Genomic DNA, 18182 nt, shown 5'->3' with positions numbered 1-18182 from the left:
TCCAAGAGCGGACAGGATGTCCGCGCTCCAGCATAAACCTCGTTTGCCCTTTCCAGTCGCACCTCGTCGCCTGCCCTGCTAGAAGACCCCCGACATTCACCATGGACCGCCGGCATGCCCCATCCCGCCTATGAAGCCTTCGACGCGCTCGCCTCGCGCTCGGGCTATCAGCTGGTCGACCCGCCGATCCTGCAGCCGGCGGGCCTGTTCCTCGATCTGCTCGGCGAGGACATGCGCCGCCGCGCCTTCCTGACCACCGATGCCGAGGGGCAGGAATTTTGCCTGAGGCCTGACTTCACCATTCCGGTGTCGCTGCATCATCTCAAAGCCGTGAAGGCCGGTGGGGTGGGTGCCTATGCCTATCGCGGCCCGGTCTTCCGCTTCCGCACCGACGGCCCGAGCGAGTTCCTGCAGGCCGGCTTCGAGAATTTCGGCCGCGGCGACAAGCCGGCCGCCGATGCCGAAATGCTGGCCATCGCCCTGGAAGCCGCCCGCGATCTCGGCCTCGTGAAGCCCGTCATCCGCATGGGCGATGCCGGCATCGTCACCGCCATGCTCGACGCGCTCGACCTGCCGCCGGTCTGGCGGCGGCGCCTGGCCAGCGACCTCAGGCGTTCCAAGGATCTCGACGAGGATCTGGCTCGCCTCGGCAGCGCCGCCCCCAAGAACGGTGCCGCAGCCTATGCCGGCTTCCTGGCGGCCCTGGAAGGCTCGGACCCGGGCGCAGCCCGTGCCGCCGTCGCCGATCTGCTGTCGATCGCCGGCATCCAACCGATCGGCGGGCGCAGCGTCGACGAGATCGCCGACCGCTTCCTGGAGCAGGCGGCGCTCTCTTCCGGCCTCGGCGTCGATGCCGACAAGGTGGCGATCACCCGGCGGATCTTTGCGGTCAGCGGCGATCCCGACAGTGCCAGCGCCGAACTGCGCGCCATTGCCGGCGAAGCCAGGCTCGACCTCAACGCGGCCCTCGATGCCTTCGACGAACGCACCGGCTTCTTCGCCGCCCGCGACATCGAAGTGACCGCCATCAAATTCGCCACCGGCTTCGGCCGCCGCCTCGATTATTACACCGGCTTCGTCTTCGAGCTCACCGATCCGGCCGAACCGGAAGCCGCCGCCCGCGTCGGCGGCGGACGCTACGACCAGCTGATGGCGCAGCTCGGCGCTGCCGAGGCCGTACCGGCGGTTGGCTGCTCGATCTGGCTCGACCGGTTTGGCGGAGACGCATGATGAACAACCCTGCCCTTTCCCCGCTGCTTCTGGGCATTCCGTCCAAGGGCCGGCTGCAGGAAAACTGCACGTCCTTCTTCGAACGCGCCGGCATCCGCTTCGTGCAGGAGCGCGGTGCGCGCGACTATCGCGGCTCCGTGCCCGGCATGAACGATGTCGAGGTGCTGTTCCTCTCCGCCTCCGAGATCGCCGGCCAGCTCGCCTCGGGCGCCATCCATTTCGGCGTCACCGGCGAGGATTTGGTGCGCGAGAACATTGCGCGCGCCGACGAACGCGTCACCCTGCTGCAGCCGCTCGGCTTCGGCCAGGCCAATGTCGTGGTCGCGGTGCCGCAGGCCTGGATCGACGTGCGCTCCATGGCCGACATCGAGGACGTCGCCGCAAGCTTTCGCCAGCGCCATGGCCGTCGCCTCAAGGTCGCGACCAAATATATCAACCTCACCCGCGCCTTCTTCTCGGCGCATGGCGTGGCCGACTATCTGATCGTCGAGAGCCTGGGCGCCACCGAAGGTGCACCGGCCTCCGGAGCGGCTGATCTCATCGTCGACATCACCACCACCGGCTCCACCCTCACCGCCAATGCGCTGAAGGTGATCGAGGACGGCATCATGCTGAAAAGCCAGGCCAATCTGGTGGCTTCGCTCGGAGCCGACTGGAACGAGCGGGCCCGCGCCGGCGCGGCCGCCATGCTCGGTCGCCTTGCCGCCAAGGCCAAGGGCAGCGCCCAGCGTGAGATCCGCTGCATCCTGCGCGGCGTCAACCAGCAGCATCTGCGGGATGCCGGCGAGCTCTTCGGTGCCGGCGCCCCCTTCGGTCTGCCGGCCCCGGGCCAGCCCCTCACCTTCCTGGTGCCGGCCGGCCAGCTGTTCGACTTTGCGGCCTGGCTTACGGCGCAAGGCGCCGCCTCGATCGCGGTGACCAATCTCGATTTCGTTTTCGAGCCGCAGAGCGCGCTTTACGCGGAGCTGGAGAAGAAACTGGGTTGATCCCTGGGACCGCCGGCTTCCAGCCGGCTCTTGGAACCAGGAGAGGAAGATGCCGGCTAGAAGCCGGCGATCCCAGGATGCTACGCCTCGAACAGCTCCGGCAGGAGCGCTCTGGCGATAGGGCGCAATCGCTCCGCCTCGCTCTCGGCAATCCAGCGATAGGGCCGCCTCAGGCGTGGGCCGACGGGGCCCCAGTTCCCGATGGCGGCCAGGAGCTTGTCCAATGCAGCGTTGGAATAGCCGTGATCGCGCCGGAACGGCACGATGTGCTCGTCCATGAAGCGGCAGAGCCGACACTCCAGATCGAGGGCGGCCTCGATGTCAGCGGCCATGCTGTCGGTCCAGGCCTGCGCGCCGCGGGGGCTGAGGCAGGCCACGTTGGAGAAGGCGCCAGCCGCCACGCCCGCCTTGATGCCGGTGGCGAGATGATGGCCGGGGACGAAGAGCGCGACGCCGGCCAGATGCCGGCGTGCGGCCGCATACCAGGCGTCATCCCCATCGGCGAGCTTGATCGCCTTGACGACCGGTACCGCTGCGATGAACCGGCCGAGTATCTCTGGCGACAGGACGCGCTTGGCATGCGGTGGATTGTAGAGCACCAGCGGCAGGCCCCGCGCCGCCTCCGCCATCATCGCCAGGAAATCGATGGCCTCCTCGTCCGTCACCGGCCACCAGTCCGGCAGGATGATTTGGATCGCCGCCGGCTGCAGCCCAGTTGCCCGCCGCACCCGCTCCAGCGACTGGCGGGGATCGCCCTGGCAGGCACCGATCACGAAGGGCATGCTGGCCGTCCGGCATTTTTTCGCCAGCAGCGCCTGGACCGCCTCATATTCAGCTTCGGTCTGGTTGTGGAACTCGCCGGCCGTGCCGTTGGAGTAGATGCCATCGACACCCGCAGCGATCAGGAGGTCGATCTCCTCGCCGAGATGGCCGAAATCGATCGCGTCGTCGGTGGCGATCGGCAGCAGCAGCGTGGCCCAATTGCCGCGAAGGGTCATAGGCTGATGTCCTGCCGGATGCAGGCCTTGAAGTGGCCTGGCTCGACTTCCTCGAGCTTGGGGATTTCGCGGGCGCAGGCCTCGATAGCGTGCGGGCAGCGTGTACGGAAGACGCAGCCCGAGGGGGGATTGGCAACGGAGGGAATGTCACCCTTCAGGATCTGGCGCTGGCGCGGCCGATCCGGGTCCGGCTCGGGGATCGCCGACAGCAGCGCCCTTGTATAGGGGTGCCTGGGTGCCTCGTAGAGCCGGTCGCAGGGGGCGATCTCCATGATGCGGCCGAGATAGAGCACGATGACGCGGTCGGCGATGAACTCCACCACGGCCAGGTCGTGCGAGATGAACAGCATGGTCAGGCCGAGACGGGCCTGCAGATCGCGCAGGAGATTGACGATCTGGGCCTGGATCGAGACGTCGAGCGCGGAGACCGGCTCGTCGGCGACGATCAGGTCCGGCTTGAGGATCAGCGCCCTGGCAATGCCGATGCGCTGGCGCTGGCCGCCGGAGAATTCGTGGGCATAGCGATCGAGGGCATCGGGCGGCAGCTCGACGGCTTCGAGGGCGGCGCGGGCCCTGTCGAGGCGTTCGCGGCGCGTGCCGATCGCCTGGATGTTCAGCCCTTCCGTCAGGATCTCGCCGATAGTCATGCGCGGTGACAGGCTGGCGAAGGGGTCCTGGAAGATATATTGCATGCGCCGGCGCTGGCGGCGCAGGTCCCCGGCCGACAGGCGCGCGATGTCGCTGCCCTCGAACAGGATCTCGCCGGCGCTCGGCTCGATCAGCCGCAGGATCGAGCGCCCTATCGTGGTCTTGCCGGAGCCGGATTCGCCGACCAACCCGACGACCTCGCCGCGTTTCACCTCGAAGGAAATGTCGTCGAGCACCCGGACGGGCGCGGCACGGCCGAAACCGCTGCCATACTGCTTGGCAAGCCCGCGTACCTGAAGCAGCGGCGAGCCGGAAAGGGACGTTTCCATCTCACAACTCCTGCGAACGGATGCAGCGGCTGGCATGATCCGGTCCGACTTCCGCCAGTGCGGGCATGGCCTCGCGGCAGGCCGGCAGGGCCAGGGAGCAACGGGGAGCGAAGGCACAGCCCTGCGGCATGGCGGCAAGGCTGGGGACGGCGCCCGGAATGGCGGCCAGCCGTCCGCCGGCCTTCTTCAGCCGGGTCGCCTCGCCCAGTCGCGGCACCGAAGCGAGCAGGCCCTTGGTGTAGGGATGCCGCGGGCGCCGGAAGACCTCGCGGACGGGCCCCTGCTCGACGATGCGGCCGGCATACATCACCGCGACACGATGGGCGATCTCGGCGACGACACCGAGATTATGGGTGACGAACAACACCCCCATGCCGTTCTCCGCCTGCAGGCGCTGCAGGAGGTCGAGGATCTGGGCCTGGATGGTGACGTCGAGCGCCGTGGTCGGCTCGTCGGCGAACAGCAGCACGGGATCGCAGGCGAGCGCCATGGCGATGGTGGCCCGCTGGCGCATGCCGCCGGAGAGCTCGTGCGGATATTGGCGGGCCCGGCCGGCGGGATCGGGAATGCCCACCTTGTCGAGCAGCCCGACGGCCGCGGCCATGGCCGCCTTGCGCGGCTGGCCCTTGTGCACGCGGATGGGCTCGGCGATCTGGTCGCCGATGCTATAGACTGGATTGAGGCTGGTCATCGGCTCCTGGAAGATCATGCTGATCTCGTTGCCGCGGATGTGCCGGCGCTCCTCGGCATCGAGCGTCGTGAGATCGCGCACGGCGCCGCTCCGGCCGCGAAACCGCATCCTGCCCCCCGACACCCGCGCGATCCTGCCCGGCAGCAATCCCATGATCGACTGGCCGGTCACCGACTTGCCGGAGCCGGACTCGCCCACCAGCGCCAGTGTTTCGCCGACACTGATGGCGAGGTCGAGATCCGACACGGCCGGCACCTCGCGCCCGCTGACGCGGAACACCGTGTTCAGGCCTTCGATGGCGAGGATGGGCTGCGCGGCCATCGTCATGCTCAGCCCAGCAGCCCGGTCTGGCGCAGGATCGTCTCGATCGTGGCCGCCTCGGCTTCGTTCAGAGCCCGCTGCGGACGTGCCATCTCATTGGTTTCGATGATGCCGAGCCGGCGCATCGCCGTCTTGAAGGCGCCGACGCCAGCCGAGCCGGCGCTGACGCGGGGGGCCGCGACCCAGACCATCTCGAACAGGCGGCAGAGGCGTTCCTGCTCGTGGCGCGCGCCCGCCCAGTCCCCCTTGCGGCAGAGGTCGTAGAGCCGGACATAGCCGGCGGGATCGACATTGGCGAGGCCGGGCACGATGCCGTGGGCCCCCATCAGCAGGGCACTGTCGCAGACGATTTCCGAGCCCGTCATCATCATGATCTCGGGCCGGTCGGCGAGATCCATCAGGGCATAGCGGAAATTGCCGTCGTCGCCGCTGGAATCCTTCAGGCCGACGATGCTACCCTCGCGGGCCAGCGTCACCACAGTGTGGCGGTCGAGCTTGAAATGCACGCAGACCGGGATGTCATAGGCGACCACAGGCACGTCGATGGCCTGGCGCAGGTAACGGAAATGGTCGATCACCTCCGGCGCGCTGGTGCGGGCATAGAAGGGCGCGGTGGCGACCACCGCACTCACCCCGATCGACTGCGCGGTGCGGGCATGGGCGATGACGCGATCGGTGGTGGGATCGACGACGCCGGCCAGCACCGGCACCCGGCCATTGACCCTGTCGACGGCGAATTCCAGCGCCTTCCGGCGCGTGGCCTCGTCGTGGAAGACGACCTCGCTGGTCGATCCCAGCACGAAGAGGGCATGCACGCCGCCGGCGATCAGATGTTCGATCACCCGGGCGAAGGAAGGATAATCCACTTGGAGATCGGCGGTCAGGGGTGTGACGACCGGCGGCACGACGCCATGAAACAAAGGGGATGGGAACAAGGGGGATGCGGAGGACATGGCGGACCTTTTCTAGCAATCAGTTGAGTTCGGAACGGGGATCGAAGGCATCGCGCAGGCCGTCGCCGACGAAATTGATGGCGAGCACGGTGAGAACGAGGGCGCCACCGGCAAACAGCCATTGCCAGGGATATTGCTCGAGCACGACGGTGCTGCGGGCGGCGTTCAGCATGTTGCCCCAGCTCGCTTCCGGCGGTGGGATGCCGAGGCCGAGGAAGGACAGGCCCGCTTCGAGCAGGATGGCGGCGGCAAATTGCAGCGCGGCATAGACGACGAGGATGTCGATGGTGTTCGGCAGGCCATGACGCCAGAGCAGATGGCCGAGCGAGGCCCCCATGCCGCGTGCGGCGATGACGAAATCGCGCTCGCGCAGTTCCATCAACCGCGCCCGCACCATACGCGCCAGCACCGGCCAGGACAGCAGCGAGATCACGGCGATGGTGGAGAGGATGCCCGCGCCGGTGATCGAGGCGATCACCAGGAGCAGGATCACCGGCGGAAGCGTCATGGCGAGATCGACCAGCCGCATGATCACCGCATCGGCGAGGCGCCCCGCCATGGCGGCGAGCGCCCCGACGACATAGCCGATGACCAGCGAGATCACCACCGAGCTGCCTGCCACCAGCAGGGAGATACGCCCGCCGCGCAGGACGCGCGCGAGAATATCGCGCCCGACACCATCCGTGCCGAACCAGTGGGCGGCGTTCGGGCCCTTGTTGATGGCCAGGAGATCGATGTCGTTGGGCTTGTAGCGCAGCAGCCAGGGATGGAAGACCACCAAAGCCAGCATGACCACCAGGATCGCCAAGCCCACAAGCGTGACATTGTTGGCGGCAAAGCGCCTCATCGCCCGTGCGAGCGGGCCGTTGCCGCGGGACTGGAGCTGTGTCGAAACCGCCATCTCAGGCAACCTTGATGCGCGGATCGACGGCCGCATAGGCGACGTCGGTGAGGATGTTGACGAGGATGACGCAGGCGCCCACCACCAGGGTCGCCCCCATGATCACCGGATAGTCGCGGGTCGACACCGCATTGACCAGCAGCAGCCCCATGCCGGGCCAGTTGAACACGCTTTCCAGGAAGATCGCGCCGCCGACGGCGATGCCGATGGTCGAGCCGATCAGCGTGACCACCGGCAAGAGGGCGTTGCGCAGCGCATGCTTGACGATGACCCAGAATTCCTTGACCCCCTTGGCGCGGGCGGTGCGCACATAGTCCTGGTTGAGCACCTCCAGCAGCGAAGCGCGCATATAGCGCATGATCAGCGCGGCATGGCCGATCGAGAGCAGCAAAGCCGGCAGGATGAGATGGCGCAGCAGGTCCCCCATCGAGAAGGGCGCGCCCGGGGTGAGCATGCCGCCCGATGGTGCCCAGCGCAGCAGCACCGAGAAGACGTAGAGACCGACCAGGGCCGTCAGGAAGGCGGGACTGGAGATGCCGAAGAAGGCGGCGATCGACAGGCCCACATCCGTCGGCGAGTTACGCCTGACGGCCCCGAGAATGCCCGTGGCGATGCCGATGACGATGGCGATCGCCAGCCCCGCCCCCATCAGCAAGAGCGTCGGCCCGATACGCTCGCCGATCAGGCCGAGCACGGTGTCACCATTGCGCTGCAGCGAGAAGCCGAGGTCCCCCCTGGCCGCGCTGGCGAGCCAGGCGGCATATTGCACGGGCAAGGGCTGGTCGAGGCCGAGCCGGCTGCGCACCGCCGCCATGTCCTCCTGCGACATCGCGACATTCGGATTGATATAGGCATCGATCGGGTCGCCAGGCGCCAGGCGCAGCAGTATGAAGACCAGCAGGCTCAAGGCGACAAGCATGGCCGCCCCGACCAGCAGGCGATTGAGGTAGTAGCGCAGCATGGCGTTCCTCGTGGTGGGCGCGATCAGACAGGCGCGGCTAACCTTCTCCCCTCGCGGGAGAAGGTGGCATTGCGAAGCAATGACGGATGAGGGGTGCAAGCAGATGCCTTGCTAAGTCGCGTTTCTCCCCCCCATCCGCCCCTTCGGGGCACCTTCTCCCGCAAGGGGAGAAGGTTTGTCGCGCCTCCCTATTCCACCGCCCATTTCTCCGGATGCGCCGCATAGGGCCCACCACCAGGCGCCGGCAGCCAGACGAAGTTCTTCAGCTTGCTGGACGCCACGCCATAGCGATTGGCGACCCAGAGCGTCGCCCAGGGCAAATCGGCATTCATCGCCTTGCACACCGCCTGGTAGCGCTCGGCCTGCTTGGCATCATCGGCTTCGTTCAAGGCCGCATCGAAGGCCCCGCTCACCGAAGGCATCCTGATGCGCAGGAAATTGGCGCCCTGCGGCGGGATCTGCTTCTCGTTGAGGCCCATGTTGAGGCCGCCGGGATCCGGGCCGTTGCGCAGGCCGGCATAGACGAGCGGGAACTGGTTCCAGTCCGGCTTCTGAGCGTAGATGGTGCCGTTATAGGTCGGCGTATCGACGGCGCGCGGCACCACGTTGATGCCGACCTGGGACAGCATGGCCTGCATGGCGGCGAGCACATTGGTGGCCTGCGGCGTGTTGTAATAGGTCAGCAGGGTGATCGGCTTGTCGCCGTTGATCTTGTCCCAGCCGGCCTCGGCCAGCAATTGCTTGGCCTTTTCGGGATCATAGGCATAGGGATCGAGGCCGGCGGGCTGCAGCCGGTCGGCGACATAGCCGCAATTGGCGACCTTGGCAGCCCCACCATAGAGACTCTGAACGATCGCGTCGCGATTGATGGCGTGCATCACGGCTTGGCGCACCTTGAGGTCCTTCCACAAAGGCGCTTCCTGGTTGAAGCCGAGATAATTGACCACGAAGGAATTGCCGTCGATGACGCGATAGGCCTCGTTGCCCTTGAAGGAGGCAGCGTCATCGGCCTCCACATAGCTGAAGCTGATCTCCCCAGCGCGCAGGGCTGCCACGGCCGCGGCCGTATTGGCGAAGTAGCGGTTGATGATGCGGCCCGTCACCGGCTTGCCGCCGCGATACTCGTCATTGGCGGCGAGCTCGACATATTGGTCGGTGACATAGCGCGAGAACTTGTAGGGGCCGGTGCCGATTGGCGTCTTCGACCACCAGGGGTTCTTGGCAAGCGTCTCGGCCGCAATATCCTTCAGCGCGTGCTGAGGCAGCATCATCAACTGGGTCAGCGTGTCGAGCAGGCCGGCATTCGGGGCCGACAGCTTCAGGACCACCGTATGGGCGTCGGGGGTCTCGATCGCCTGGATCGCGCTGAGGCGGGCGGCGAAGACCGAACCTGTCGCGCCGTTCTTGGCCGTCTCGATGGTGAATTTCACGTCGGCCGAGGTGAAGGGCTGGCCGTCATGCCATTTGGTATCGGCCAGGGTGAAGCTGTAGGAGAGCCGGTCGGCGCCAACCTCGAACTTGGCGGCAAGCGCCCCTTCGATCTTCTCCAGTCTGCCGTCATAAATGACCAGAGGCTCGAAATAGAGATTGAGCCAGGTGAAGCCGCCGGTAGCCGCCAGCGGGTTGAAATTGCCCTGGAACCCGCCCGGGCCGACATCAAAAGCCCCCGTTATCGCCGTGCCATCCGCGGCCCGGGCTGGCTTGGCAGCGGGCATTGCCATGATCGTCGCGGCCAAAAGCGCGAGCGCGATCTTCCTCAGTGCCATGATTTCTCCCCTCGTCTCTTCTTGTCTGGTCGTGCCGCAGGCCTCTCAGTCGGGCGTCGGCGCTGTCTTCCTGGTCGCAAGCAGGCGGGCGATGCCGTCATAATGCTGGTCGAGCCGGCTGCGAGCGGCCTCGACGTCCCGCGCCGCCACGGCGGCATAGATGTCGTAATGGTCCTGCCAGGTGGCCAGCGGATCGATATTGGCCAGGTTGACGAAATCCGATGCCTTGTAGAAGGCGAGCCAGAACACATCGATCAGGCTGGTCAGCATGCGATTGTCCTGGCAGCGGAACAGCAGATTGTGGAAACGCTGGTCCTCGGCGGCAAAGCTCTGGTTGCGCTCGGCGGCCTGCCGCATCTGCTCGACCGTCTGGCGCAATTCCTCGATGTCGTCCTCGCCGATCAGCGCGACCGTCTTGGCGATCAAGCCGACCTCGAGCACGCGGCGGATCTCCAGCACCTCCTCGACCTCGCGCAGGGCCCCGCCCAGGCCATAAGCGAGATTGTCGAGCAATGGCGCGAAGGAGAAGGCCTTGACGAAGACGCCGATGCCACGGCGCGTCTCCAGGATACCGACCGACTCCAGCGCCTTGATCGCCTCGCGCACCGAATTGCGGCTGACACCCAATTGCTGGGCGAGGAACCCTTCCGGCGGCAGCGCCGAGCCGGGCCCGAGCTGGTTGTCGGCAATGTAGCTCTTCAGGCTCTCCTGCACGGAAACATGCAGGAGCGGCGGCCGGTCGAGCGGCTTGATCGACTTCACCTTGCCTGCCCCTGCCGCATCCACAGCCACCAGCCCTCGTTGTCCGTGGCTTGATAGTGATTGACTTGTAGGATATCTGTCAAGTCAATCTTTGGAGGACGGAGGAAATGGCCATGCGCGTCGCCCTGGCCGGTGTTGGACATTGGCATGCGGCCATGCATCGGGAGGCCGCCCAGGAAGCCGGCGCGACCATTGCCGGGGTATGGGACGAGGACGCCGACGTCGCGGCGCGCTTTGCCCGGGCGAACGGTCTCGAATCCCACACCTCTTTCGATGGTCTTGCCGCAACTCGGCCGGACCTGGTGGTGCTGATGGGCAGGCCGGCGGGCCTGGTCGAGCGCGCAATCTCACTTGTCGACGCGGGACTTGCCGTGATGCTGGAAAAGCCGGCCGCGCTGAAGGCATCCGAACTCGAACCGCTCAGGGAGCGTGGCCGGCGGGGCGCCTTCATCGCCGTGCCGCTTCCCAATCGTTGCAGCCCGATCTGGCCGCGCATCGCCGAACTGACCGCTACCGGCCGGCTCGGCGAGCTCTCTCACGCCCAGTTCCGCATCGTGAACGGGCCGCCGGAGCGCTACCGGATCGACGGCGTGCCCTGGCTGCTGGCACCGCAGACCAGCGGCGGCGGCGCCCTGCGCAATCTCGGCATCCATGGCGTCGACGCCGCGCTCGCCCTGGCAGGCGATGACGGCCTGGAACTGGTCTCCAGCTCCCTCGGCCATCTCCATGGCGAGGCCGTCGAAGACTACGCCGTCCTCACCCTGCGCAGCGACCGGGGACTGATCGTCACGGTGGAGGCCGGCTATACCTATGCCTCGATGGCACCGGGCGGCGACTTCGAATGGCGCGTCTCCAGCGCGAACGCCTATCTCGTCGACCACGGGGACCATTGCCGCATCACGACGCTCGACGATGCGGCCACGCGCGAGGAACCGCCCTTGCTGCCCGGTGAGCGCTACAAGGCCTTCATGGCGGATACGCTGGCCCGGCTGGCACGCGGCGACGCTCCTCTCGTCGGGATCGAAGACTATTGGCGGGCCATGACGCTGATCGACGAAGCCTATGAGAGGGCAGCGGCATGATCGGTATCGGCATCATCGGGGCCGGCCATTTCGGCGCGGTTCACGCCAGGGCGATTGCCGCGACGCAGGGCTTGCGTGTCGCGGCCATATGCCGGGAAGACGCCGCAGCCGCCCGGGTGTTCGCCCACGAACATGGCGGCCATGCCCACACCGATTGGCGCGCCGTGCTCGACGACTCCGCGGTCGACGCCGTCGTCATCGCCACCCCCCATCATCTCCATGCTGAAATGGCAGTGGCGGCGGCCCAGGCCGGCAAGCATGTCCTGCTGGAAAAACCGATGGCGCCGACGCTGGCCGAATGCGATGCGATCAACGCCGCTGTGGCCAAGGCCAGCGTCAAGCTGATGGTCGGCCATGTCATGCATTTCGCCCGCCCCTGCCTCGTCGCCCGGGAGATCCTCGACGGCGGCACGCTCGGCGGGCCAGTGCTCGGCTCGAGCTGGATGATCAAATTGTGGATGGAAGCCAATCGGCGCCCCTGGCATCTTTCCCACGCTTCCGGCGGCGGCATGCTGATGACGGCCGGCATCCACGCCCTCGACCGCCTCGTCTGGCTGATGGGCAGCGAGGTCGCCGCGGTGAGCGCTCTCTCCGGCACCTGGTTCCACCAGCAGGAAGCCGATGACAGTGCCTTGATGCTGCTGCGCTTTGCGGATGGGCGCATCGGCCAGGTTGCCAGCGTCGGCTATCGCGACGGCGCCGTGAGCTTTGCCATGGACCTCGTCTGCGAGGACGGCACCCTGCGCATCGATTTCGAAAACGGCGTTTCGATCGGGCGCGGCGGCAGCTGGACGCCGATCGCCCATTCCGCCGATCCGGATTGGATGCAGCGCGCGGTCGAGGCCGAATGGCGGGCCATGGCAGCCGCCATCGAGGCAAGCGCGCCGGTTCCCGTCGGTGGAGCCTATGCACGTCACCTGATCGCCTGCCTCGACGCCGCCGGCCGAGCCAATGCCGAAAGGCGGGAGATCACGCTGGCCCGACCAGGCTGAAAAATGCGATAAAGAGCCGACTATTCATCAGACAGGCTATACGGCCTGTATGTTTTTACCCCGGTTATTGAGCAAGAGTGTTGGTTCTATGTAAGATGCCTTACCTTTGCTTTCCAAAGAGATTGTCATGTCAGAAATTGCAAAGCCCGTCTGGTTCATCACCGGCTGCTCCACCGGCTTTGGCCGCGAGCTGGCGCGCCATACGCTTTCGCTGGGCTATCCGACCGTCGTCACCGCCCGCAATCCCGCCCAGCTCGAAGACTTCGTCATGGAGTTCGGCGATACGGCGCTGGTGCTCAAGCTCGACGTGACGAAGCAGGCCGATATCGACGCCGCCATCGCCGTCGCGCTGGACCGGTTCGGCCGCATCGATGTCCTCGTGAACAATGCCGGCATCGGCTATTTCGGCTCGCTCGAAGAGAGCGACCTGGCCGAAGTCCACAAGATGTTCGACATCAATGTCTGGGGCCTGACGGCGATGACGCGCGCGGTGCTGCCAGCGATGCGCCAGCAGCGTTCGGGCACCATCGTCAACATCTCCTCGATCGGCGGCCTGCGCGCCCCGCCCTCCGTCAGCTTCTACACCGCCACCAAATTCGCGGTCGAAGCCCTGTCGGAATCGCTGTCCCAGGAAGTCGCGCCCCTGGGCCTCAAGGTGCTGATCGTCGAGCCAGGCCCGTTCCGGACCGATTGGGCGGGCCGCTCGGCCAATGAGGCACCGCAGACCATTGCGGCCTATCGCGAAACGGCGGGCGTCCGGCAGGGCCAGATCCGGGGCAATAGCGGCAAGCAACCCGGCGATCCGGTCCGAGCCGCCCAGGCGATCGTCAAGGCCGTCGAAGCCGAGAATCCGCCCCTGCGGCTGTTGCTCGGCAAGGCGGCGCTCGAAGGCGCCCGCATCAAGCTCGCCCAGCTCGCACAGGACTTCGACGCCTGGGCGGCAGTGACCGAGGGTGCCGACTATCCTGAAGGGCAATAGGCGAAACGGTAGCGCAACGTTTCGCCGCCAGCCTTGAATGGCGAAGACGCGTCGAAGCCGGACGCCGGACGCGTCTTCTCGACGATCTAGCGGTAGCGCGCCACGCATTGCATCAGCGCACTCAGGGCCGACGACGTACCATTCAGGGTAACCGAGAAGGACTTGTTGCCGCGGGGCTGGAAATAGAGAACCCGCCCGGCCCGGATCTCCTGGAAGAGCTGTGTCGAATCGGCCAGCGGAATCAGCAGCCGGGTCGGCGCCGTTGCCTTGGCGCCGCTGGCACGCGAACGGTAATTATCGACCCAATAGGTCACATCGCCTCGCGAATCCCTGACCCAGTTCCAGTTGAGATTCTCGATGACCATGCCCCAGGCCGCTTCCCGCGTCAGCAGGAAATGCACCGCCGCTCCCCTCGAATATTTGCCGCTGGAAGCACAATATTCAAAGCGGCCATTGCTGGCATTGGCTTCGATCACCCATTGCCCCATGTCGTAGCGGCCGATGACCTCGCTTCTCGCGCTTCCAGCCGCGAGCAGAGCAATACTCGCCGCCGCCAAAGCGATACAACCTCTATGCTGCATGCCAGCCCCTTCCCCATTCACGATTCAATCGAAATCATTGGAGGTCATTCGGGCATGCTGACATGCCGCGCAAATTGTCCTCGGCCCCTCGCAATGAAATACATAACACGGCATTTATAACTGCCGGATGGCTTAATATAGATGCGACATCAACTTGTGTTCCCTACGGAACTTTTTGCAAGCCGGCGGCGCTTTTCAAAGGATGCCCTCCTCCCGGAGGCAGGCCGCGATCCAACGGGGCCGGTTCTATTTCTCAGCCGACTCTGGTCCAAACACGACGAATCCTGCTATTGCGCCTGTCATGACTGAACGTCCCAAGCTCGTGCTCGCTTCCGCCAGCCCGCGCCGCCATGCCCTGCTCGAGCAGGCAGGCTGCGAACCGGATGCGTTGCTGCCCACCGATATCGATGAAACGCCCAGGCGCGGCGAGGCGGCGCGCATGCTGGTGCAGCGCCTCGCCAGGGGTAAGCTCGAGACGGCCCTAACCACCCTTGCAAGCCGGCCCGATCTCGCCGGCGCCTACACGGTGTCGGCCGATACGGTGGTGGCCTGCACCGGGCGCATCCTGCCCAAGGCCGACACGCGCGAGGATGCCGAAGCCTGCCTCAGCCTGCTGTCGGGCCGCAGCCATATCGTGATGACGGGCGTCGCCGTCGCCGACCCGCAGGGCACCATCCGGACCCGGCTGGTGGAAACGCGGGTGCGCTTCAAGCATCTGTCGCGTGACGAACTCAATGCCTATCTCGACTCCAATGAATGGCACGGCAAGGCGGGCGGCTATGCCATCCAGGGCCTGGCCGGCGTGTTCGTGCTGCGCCTCGTCGGGTCCTATACCAATGTCGTCGGCCTGCCGCTCTATGAGACGGTGAGCCTTCTCGAAGGTGCGGGCTTTCCGGTCCGCGGCACCTGGAGGGACGAATTGTGAGCAAACCGACCCCGACCCCTCTCGTCAAACGCAAATGCCCGATCTGCGGCAAGCCCAGCGTCGAGGCCAGCAAGCCCTTCTGCTCCAAGCGCTGCGCCGACATCGATCTGTCGCGCTGGCTCAAGGGCGTCTACGCCATTCCCGGCGAGGAAGCCGACCAGATCGATCCTGATAACCGGGATGATTATCCGAAGACAGAGCGTGACTGATGAGCGAACCGCAGCGTTATACGAGTAGCAGCCTCGAAGCCTTTCTCGAATCCGCCCTCCTGGCCGGCGGAGCCGATGTCCCCTCGGCACAAGCCGCCACCCGCGCCATGATGCATGCCTCGCGCCTGGGCGTGGACAGCCATGGCGTGAGGCTGCTGCCCTACTATCTCTCGGTGCTGGCCAGCGGCGAGATCAACGGGCATCCCCAGCTCGAAGTATCGCGCGGCGAAGGCGCCACGGCTGTTCTGGATGCGGATGGCGCCATCGGACACCTGGCCTGCTACCGGGCCATGGAAGTGGCCGTCGACATCGCCAGGACGCAGGGCATCGGCGCCGTCACCATCCGGCGCTCCTCCCATATGGGCGCCGCCGGCGCCTATCCGATGTGGGCCGCCGAGCAGGGCTTCATCGGCCTGCTTACCGCCAATTCGGATGCGGCCGTCCGGCTGTTTGACGGGCGCGACGCCTTCCACGGCACCAGCCCGATCGCCATCGGCGCCCCGGTCCCCGGCCAGCGCCCCTGGCTGATGGACATGGCGACCAGCGCCATTCCGCAAAACCGCGTGCTGCTCTACCGTTCGCTCGGCCTCACCCTGCCGCAGGGCGTGGCCGTGGACGAGAAGGGCGTCAACACCACCGATCCGGAGGCCGCCCGCGTGCTCTCGCCGGTGGGCGGCGAGCAGGGCTTCAAGGGTGCGGCGCTCGCCGGGCTGGTGGAGATCCTGTCCGCCCCCCTCACCGGCATGGCGCTTTCGACCGAGTTGGTGCCGATGTATGGCCAGCCCTCGACCGGCGCCCCGCGCGACATGGGCGGCTTTGCCCTGGCTATCAACCCCTCGGCCTTCATCGCCCCCGAGATCTACGGGGCGATCATGACCCGCTATCTCGCCAATATCCGCGCCGCCGTGCCGGCCGAAGGCGCTGGCAGCAAGCCGATGGCGCCGGGCGATCGCGAATGGGCGGTGGAGGAAGAGCGGGCGCGCAAGGGCGTGCCGGTCGATCCCGTCAGCGAAGAGGCTTTCGTCGAACTCGGCAGCAAATATGGGCTGACTTTGCCGCAGAAGGCGTGAGGCGGAGCGCGGACATCCTGTCCGCTCTTGGAAATGCCCCGTTCTCAGGAAAGCAAGAGCGGACAGTATGTCCGCGCTCCAAGGAAACTCTTGACTCTTGTACCGATCGGTCCATGATGGAGCGATCGGTACAAAGAGGATGTCGCCATGCCCGAACAACGCCCACCGCTGCCTCCCTTCACCCGCGAGGCCGCGATCCAGAAGATCCGCGCCGCCGAGGATGGCTGGAACAGCTGCAATCCCGAGCGCGTCTCGCTCGCCTATACGCCGGACAGCCGCTGGCGCAACCGCTCCGAGTTCCTCAAGGGACGCCCCGAGATCGTCGCCTTCCTCACGCGCAAATGGCAGCGCGAGCAGGATTATCGCCTGATCAAGGAATTGTGGGCCTATGGCGACAACCGCATCGGCGTGCGCTTTGCCTATGAATGGCACGACGCCGACGGCAACTGGTTCCGCTCCTATGGCAACGAGAACTGGGAGTTCGACGAAAACGGCCTGATGGCGGTGCGCCATGCCTCGATCAACGACGTGCCGATCGCCGAGAGCGAGCGCAAGTTCCACTGGGATCGCAGCGCTCCGCGCCCCGCCGATCATCCCGGCTTGAGCGATCTCGGCCTCTAAAGCAAAATGCGGTCGGTTGGACCAATTCTTCGGTTGAGCTTACTGAAGAGCGAGCATTTTGCGATTTGTGGCAATTCGGTCTGAAAGTGAAACGCCCCGAATGAAGACAATTCGCGAGCGTGCCGACATCATACCGGCCCTCACCGAGGTCTTCCGCAGCCACGGCTATGAGGGCGCCAGTCTCGCCCTCATCGGCCAGCGGACGGGCCTGGGCAAGGGCAGCCTCTACAACTTCTTTCCGGGCGGGAAGGAGGAGATGGCGGCTGCCGTGCTCGAGCATATCGACGGCTGGTTCCGCAGCCATGTCTTCGAACCGCTACGCGCCGCGACGGATCCGGCTGCCGCGATCTCTGCGATGTTCGAGGCGACGGATCGCTATTTTCACTCGGGAGGACGGGTCTGCATCGTCGGCATATTCGCCCTGTCGGATGTGCGCGACCGTTTTGCCGACGCCATCAACGCCTATTTCGCCGAATGGCGCAACGCCCTGGCGGAGGCACTCCGGCGCCTCGGCAAGGAGCCTGATCTCGCGGACGCACTTGCCGAAGACATCGTCGCCGGCATCCAGGGAGCGCTGGTCACCGCGCGCGCCCTCGGCGATCCCGCCCTGTTCGGCCGCCGGCTGGCGCGGCTGAAAACCCTCATCCCGCTGGACTGAGTTCATCAGGCGTTGGACAGCGGCAGTACCGTGGTGTCCTTGAACATCTCCATCGAGATGTAGGAGGAGATGTCGTTGAACTGCAGCTTGGCCACCAGCTTCTTGTAGACCAAGTCCAGGCTTTCGACATCCGGCAGCACGATCTTGAGCAGATAGTCGATATCGCCGGTGAGCCGATGCATCTCGACGATCTCGGGCGTGTCGGCGACCAGCGCGCGGAAGCGCTCCAGCCACTCCAGCGAGTGGTTGGCCGTACGGACCATGACATAGACCGTGGTGGGCAGGCCGACCTTCTTGCGGTCGAGGAGTGCGGCGCGCCTGGCGATATAGCCCTCCTCCTCCAGGCGCTTGATGCGCCGCCAGCAGGCCGAGGGCGACAGATGGGTCTTCTCGGCGAGATCGGCGAGCGGATGATCCGCCTGCAGTTGCAGCAGTGCCAGGATCTGCTTGTCGCGCTGATCTAGCTTCATATCTCCTCGCGCATTCAGATTGTGCATCCAAATTCATATACGCAAAATT

At 65.9% G+C, this 18182-nt stretch carries 20 protein-coding genes; 10 read left to right on the top strand and 10 right to left on the bottom strand.

The genetic code is table 11. From position 1 onward, the window contains the following. Positions 1 to 114 precede the first annotated feature (114 nt). Both ACTJKX_RS00500 and hisG read left to right on the top strand, forming a co-directional pair. The gene (locus ACTJKX_RS00500; protein WP_440724025.1) at positions 115 to 1230 is read left to right on the top strand and encodes an ATP phosphoribosyltransferase regulatory subunit; all 1116 of its coding nucleotides are present in this window, start codon (positions 115 to 117) and stop codon (positions 1228 to 1230) included. After that, positions 1230 to 2216 carry an ATP phosphoribosyltransferase gene (gene hisG, locus ACTJKX_RS00495; protein ID WP_440724491.1) on the top strand — a complete coding sequence of 329 codons (987 nt, stop codon included), beginning with the start codon at positions 1230 to 1232 and terminating at the stop codon, positions 2214 to 2216. The genes ACTJKX_RS00500 and hisG overlap by 1 nt, the downstream gene beginning before the upstream one ends. 80 nt (positions 2217 to 2296) lie before the next feature. On the opposite strand, the gene ACTJKX_RS00490 is transcribed toward hisG, so the two are convergent. The 8 genes from ACTJKX_RS00490 to ACTJKX_RS00455 all read right to left on the bottom strand — a co-directional run bounded on the left by ACTJKX_RS00490 (position 2297) and on the right by ACTJKX_RS00455 (position 10570). Beyond that, complete coding sequence (locus ACTJKX_RS00490) at positions 2297 to 3214, bottom strand: dihydrodipicolinate synthase family protein (protein WP_440724024.1); 918 nt, start codon at positions 3212 to 3214, stop codon at positions 2297 to 2299. Beyond that, positions 3211 to 4191, bottom strand: a complete 981-nt coding sequence (locus ACTJKX_RS00485; RefSeq protein ID WP_440724023.1) for an ABC transporter ATP-binding protein — start codon at positions 4189 to 4191, stop codon at positions 3211 to 3213. The genes ACTJKX_RS00490 and ACTJKX_RS00485 overlap by 4 nt, the downstream gene beginning before the upstream one ends. 1 nt (position 4192) lies before the next feature. Continuing rightward, the gene (locus ACTJKX_RS00480) at positions 4193 to 5209 is read right to left on the bottom strand and encodes an ABC transporter ATP-binding protein (RefSeq protein WP_394310512.1); all 1017 of its coding nucleotides are present in this window, start codon (positions 5207 to 5209) and stop codon (positions 4193 to 4195) included. Positions 5210 to 5211: 2 nt separating this feature from the next. Next, on the bottom strand, positions 5212 to 6156 hold the full coding sequence (locus tag ACTJKX_RS00475; protein ID WP_440724022.1) for a dihydrodipicolinate synthase family protein: 945 nt from the start codon (positions 6154 to 6156) through the stop codon (positions 5212 to 5214). A 19-nt stretch (positions 6157 to 6175) separates the two neighbouring features. Continuing rightward, positions 6176 to 7057 carry an ABC transporter permease gene (locus ACTJKX_RS00470; RefSeq protein WP_440724021.1) on the bottom strand — a complete coding sequence of 294 codons (882 nt, stop codon included), beginning with the start codon at positions 7055 to 7057 and terminating at the stop codon, positions 6176 to 6178. 1 nt (position 7058) lies between these two features. Beyond that, positions 7059 to 8018: an ABC transporter permease gene (locus tag ACTJKX_RS00465; RefSeq protein ID WP_440724020.1), complete on the bottom strand. Its 960-nt coding sequence runs from the start codon at positions 8016 to 8018 to the stop codon at positions 7059 to 7061. A gap of 188 nt (positions 8019 to 8206) precedes the next feature. Next, a complete protein-coding gene (locus ACTJKX_RS00460; RefSeq protein ID WP_440724019.1) occupies positions 8207 to 9784 on the bottom strand; it encodes an ABC transporter substrate-binding protein in 1578 nt (525 codons plus the stop codon). 45 nt (positions 9785 to 9829) lie between these two features. Continuing rightward, complete coding sequence (locus tag ACTJKX_RS00455; protein WP_440724490.1) at positions 9830 to 10570, bottom strand: FadR/GntR family transcriptional regulator; 741 nt, start codon at positions 10568 to 10570, stop codon at positions 9830 to 9832. 89 nt (positions 10571 to 10659) lie between these two features. Between ACTJKX_RS00455 and ACTJKX_RS00450 the strand changes: the two genes are divergently transcribed. The 3 genes from ACTJKX_RS00450 to ACTJKX_RS00440 all read left to right on the top strand — a co-directional run bounded on the left by ACTJKX_RS00450 (position 10660) and on the right by ACTJKX_RS00440 (position 13599). Then, positions 10660 to 11628 (top strand): Gfo/Idh/MocA family protein, encoded by a 969-nt coding sequence (locus ACTJKX_RS00450; RefSeq protein WP_440724018.1) that lies wholly within the window; start codon positions 10660 to 10662, stop codon positions 11626 to 11628. Continuing rightward, positions 11625 to 12620: a Gfo/Idh/MocA family protein gene (locus ACTJKX_RS00445; RefSeq protein ID WP_394310518.1), complete on the top strand. Its 996-nt coding sequence runs from the start codon at positions 11625 to 11627 to the stop codon at positions 12618 to 12620. The genes ACTJKX_RS00450 and ACTJKX_RS00445 overlap by 4 nt, the downstream gene beginning before the upstream one ends. 127 nt (positions 12621 to 12747) lie before the next feature. Next, positions 12748 to 13599, top strand: coding sequence for an oxidoreductase (locus ACTJKX_RS00440; RefSeq protein ID WP_440724017.1), 852 nt, complete (start codon positions 12748 to 12750; stop codon positions 13597 to 13599). 86 nt (positions 13600 to 13685) lie between these two features. On the opposite strand, the gene ACTJKX_RS00435 is transcribed toward ACTJKX_RS00440, so the two are convergent. After that, positions 13686 to 14180: a hypothetical protein gene (locus ACTJKX_RS00435; RefSeq protein ID WP_440724016.1), complete on the bottom strand. Its 495-nt coding sequence runs from the start codon at positions 14178 to 14180 to the stop codon at positions 13686 to 13688. A gap of 301 nt (positions 14181 to 14481) precedes the next feature. Between ACTJKX_RS00435 and ACTJKX_RS00430 the strand changes: the two genes are divergently transcribed. The 5 genes from ACTJKX_RS00430 to ACTJKX_RS00410 all read left to right on the top strand — a co-directional run bounded on the left by ACTJKX_RS00430 (position 14482) and on the right by ACTJKX_RS00410 (position 17663). Beyond that, positions 14482 to 15105 carry a Maf family nucleotide pyrophosphatase gene (locus tag ACTJKX_RS00430; protein WP_440724015.1) on the top strand — a complete coding sequence of 208 codons (624 nt, stop codon included), beginning with the start codon at positions 14482 to 14484 and terminating at the stop codon, positions 15103 to 15105. Next, positions 15102 to 15314 (top strand): DNA gyrase inhibitor YacG, encoded by a 213-nt coding sequence (yacG, locus tag ACTJKX_RS00425; protein WP_440724014.1) that lies wholly within the window; start codon positions 15102 to 15104, stop codon positions 15312 to 15314. The genes ACTJKX_RS00430 and yacG overlap by 4 nt, the downstream gene beginning before the upstream one ends. Further along, positions 15314 to 16384 carry an Ldh family oxidoreductase gene (locus tag ACTJKX_RS00420; RefSeq protein ID WP_440724013.1) on the top strand — a complete coding sequence of 357 codons (1071 nt, stop codon included), beginning with the start codon at positions 15314 to 15316 and terminating at the stop codon, positions 16382 to 16384. The genes yacG and ACTJKX_RS00420 overlap by 1 nt, the downstream gene beginning before the upstream one ends. A 147-nt stretch (positions 16385 to 16531) precedes the next feature. Further along, positions 16532 to 17005: a nuclear transport factor 2 family protein gene (locus ACTJKX_RS00415; protein WP_394310523.1), complete on the top strand. Its 474-nt coding sequence runs from the start codon at positions 16532 to 16534 to the stop codon at positions 17003 to 17005. 100 nt (positions 17006 to 17105) lie between these two features. After that, positions 17106 to 17663 carry a TetR/AcrR family transcriptional regulator gene (locus tag ACTJKX_RS00410; RefSeq protein ID WP_440724012.1) on the top strand — a complete coding sequence of 186 codons (558 nt, stop codon included), beginning with the start codon at positions 17106 to 17108 and terminating at the stop codon, positions 17661 to 17663. 5 nt (positions 17664 to 17668) lie between these two features. Here ACTJKX_RS00410 and ACTJKX_RS00405 read toward each other — a convergent pair whose 3' ends face one another. Next, positions 17669 to 18133: an Lrp/AsnC family transcriptional regulator gene (locus tag ACTJKX_RS00405; protein ID WP_311944747.1), complete on the bottom strand. Its 465-nt coding sequence runs from the start codon at positions 18131 to 18133 to the stop codon at positions 17669 to 17671. Positions 18134 to 18182: the final 49 nt, after the last annotated feature.

It is taken from the genome of Labrys sp. 22185 (assembly GCF_052045555.1).
Taxonomy (GTDB): domain Bacteria; phylum Pseudomonadota; class Alphaproteobacteria; order Rhizobiales; family Labraceae; genus Labrys; species Labrys neptuniae.
The sequence above is the reverse complement of the archived record's forward strand: the minus strand, read 5'-3'. Positions and strand labels throughout refer to the sequence as shown.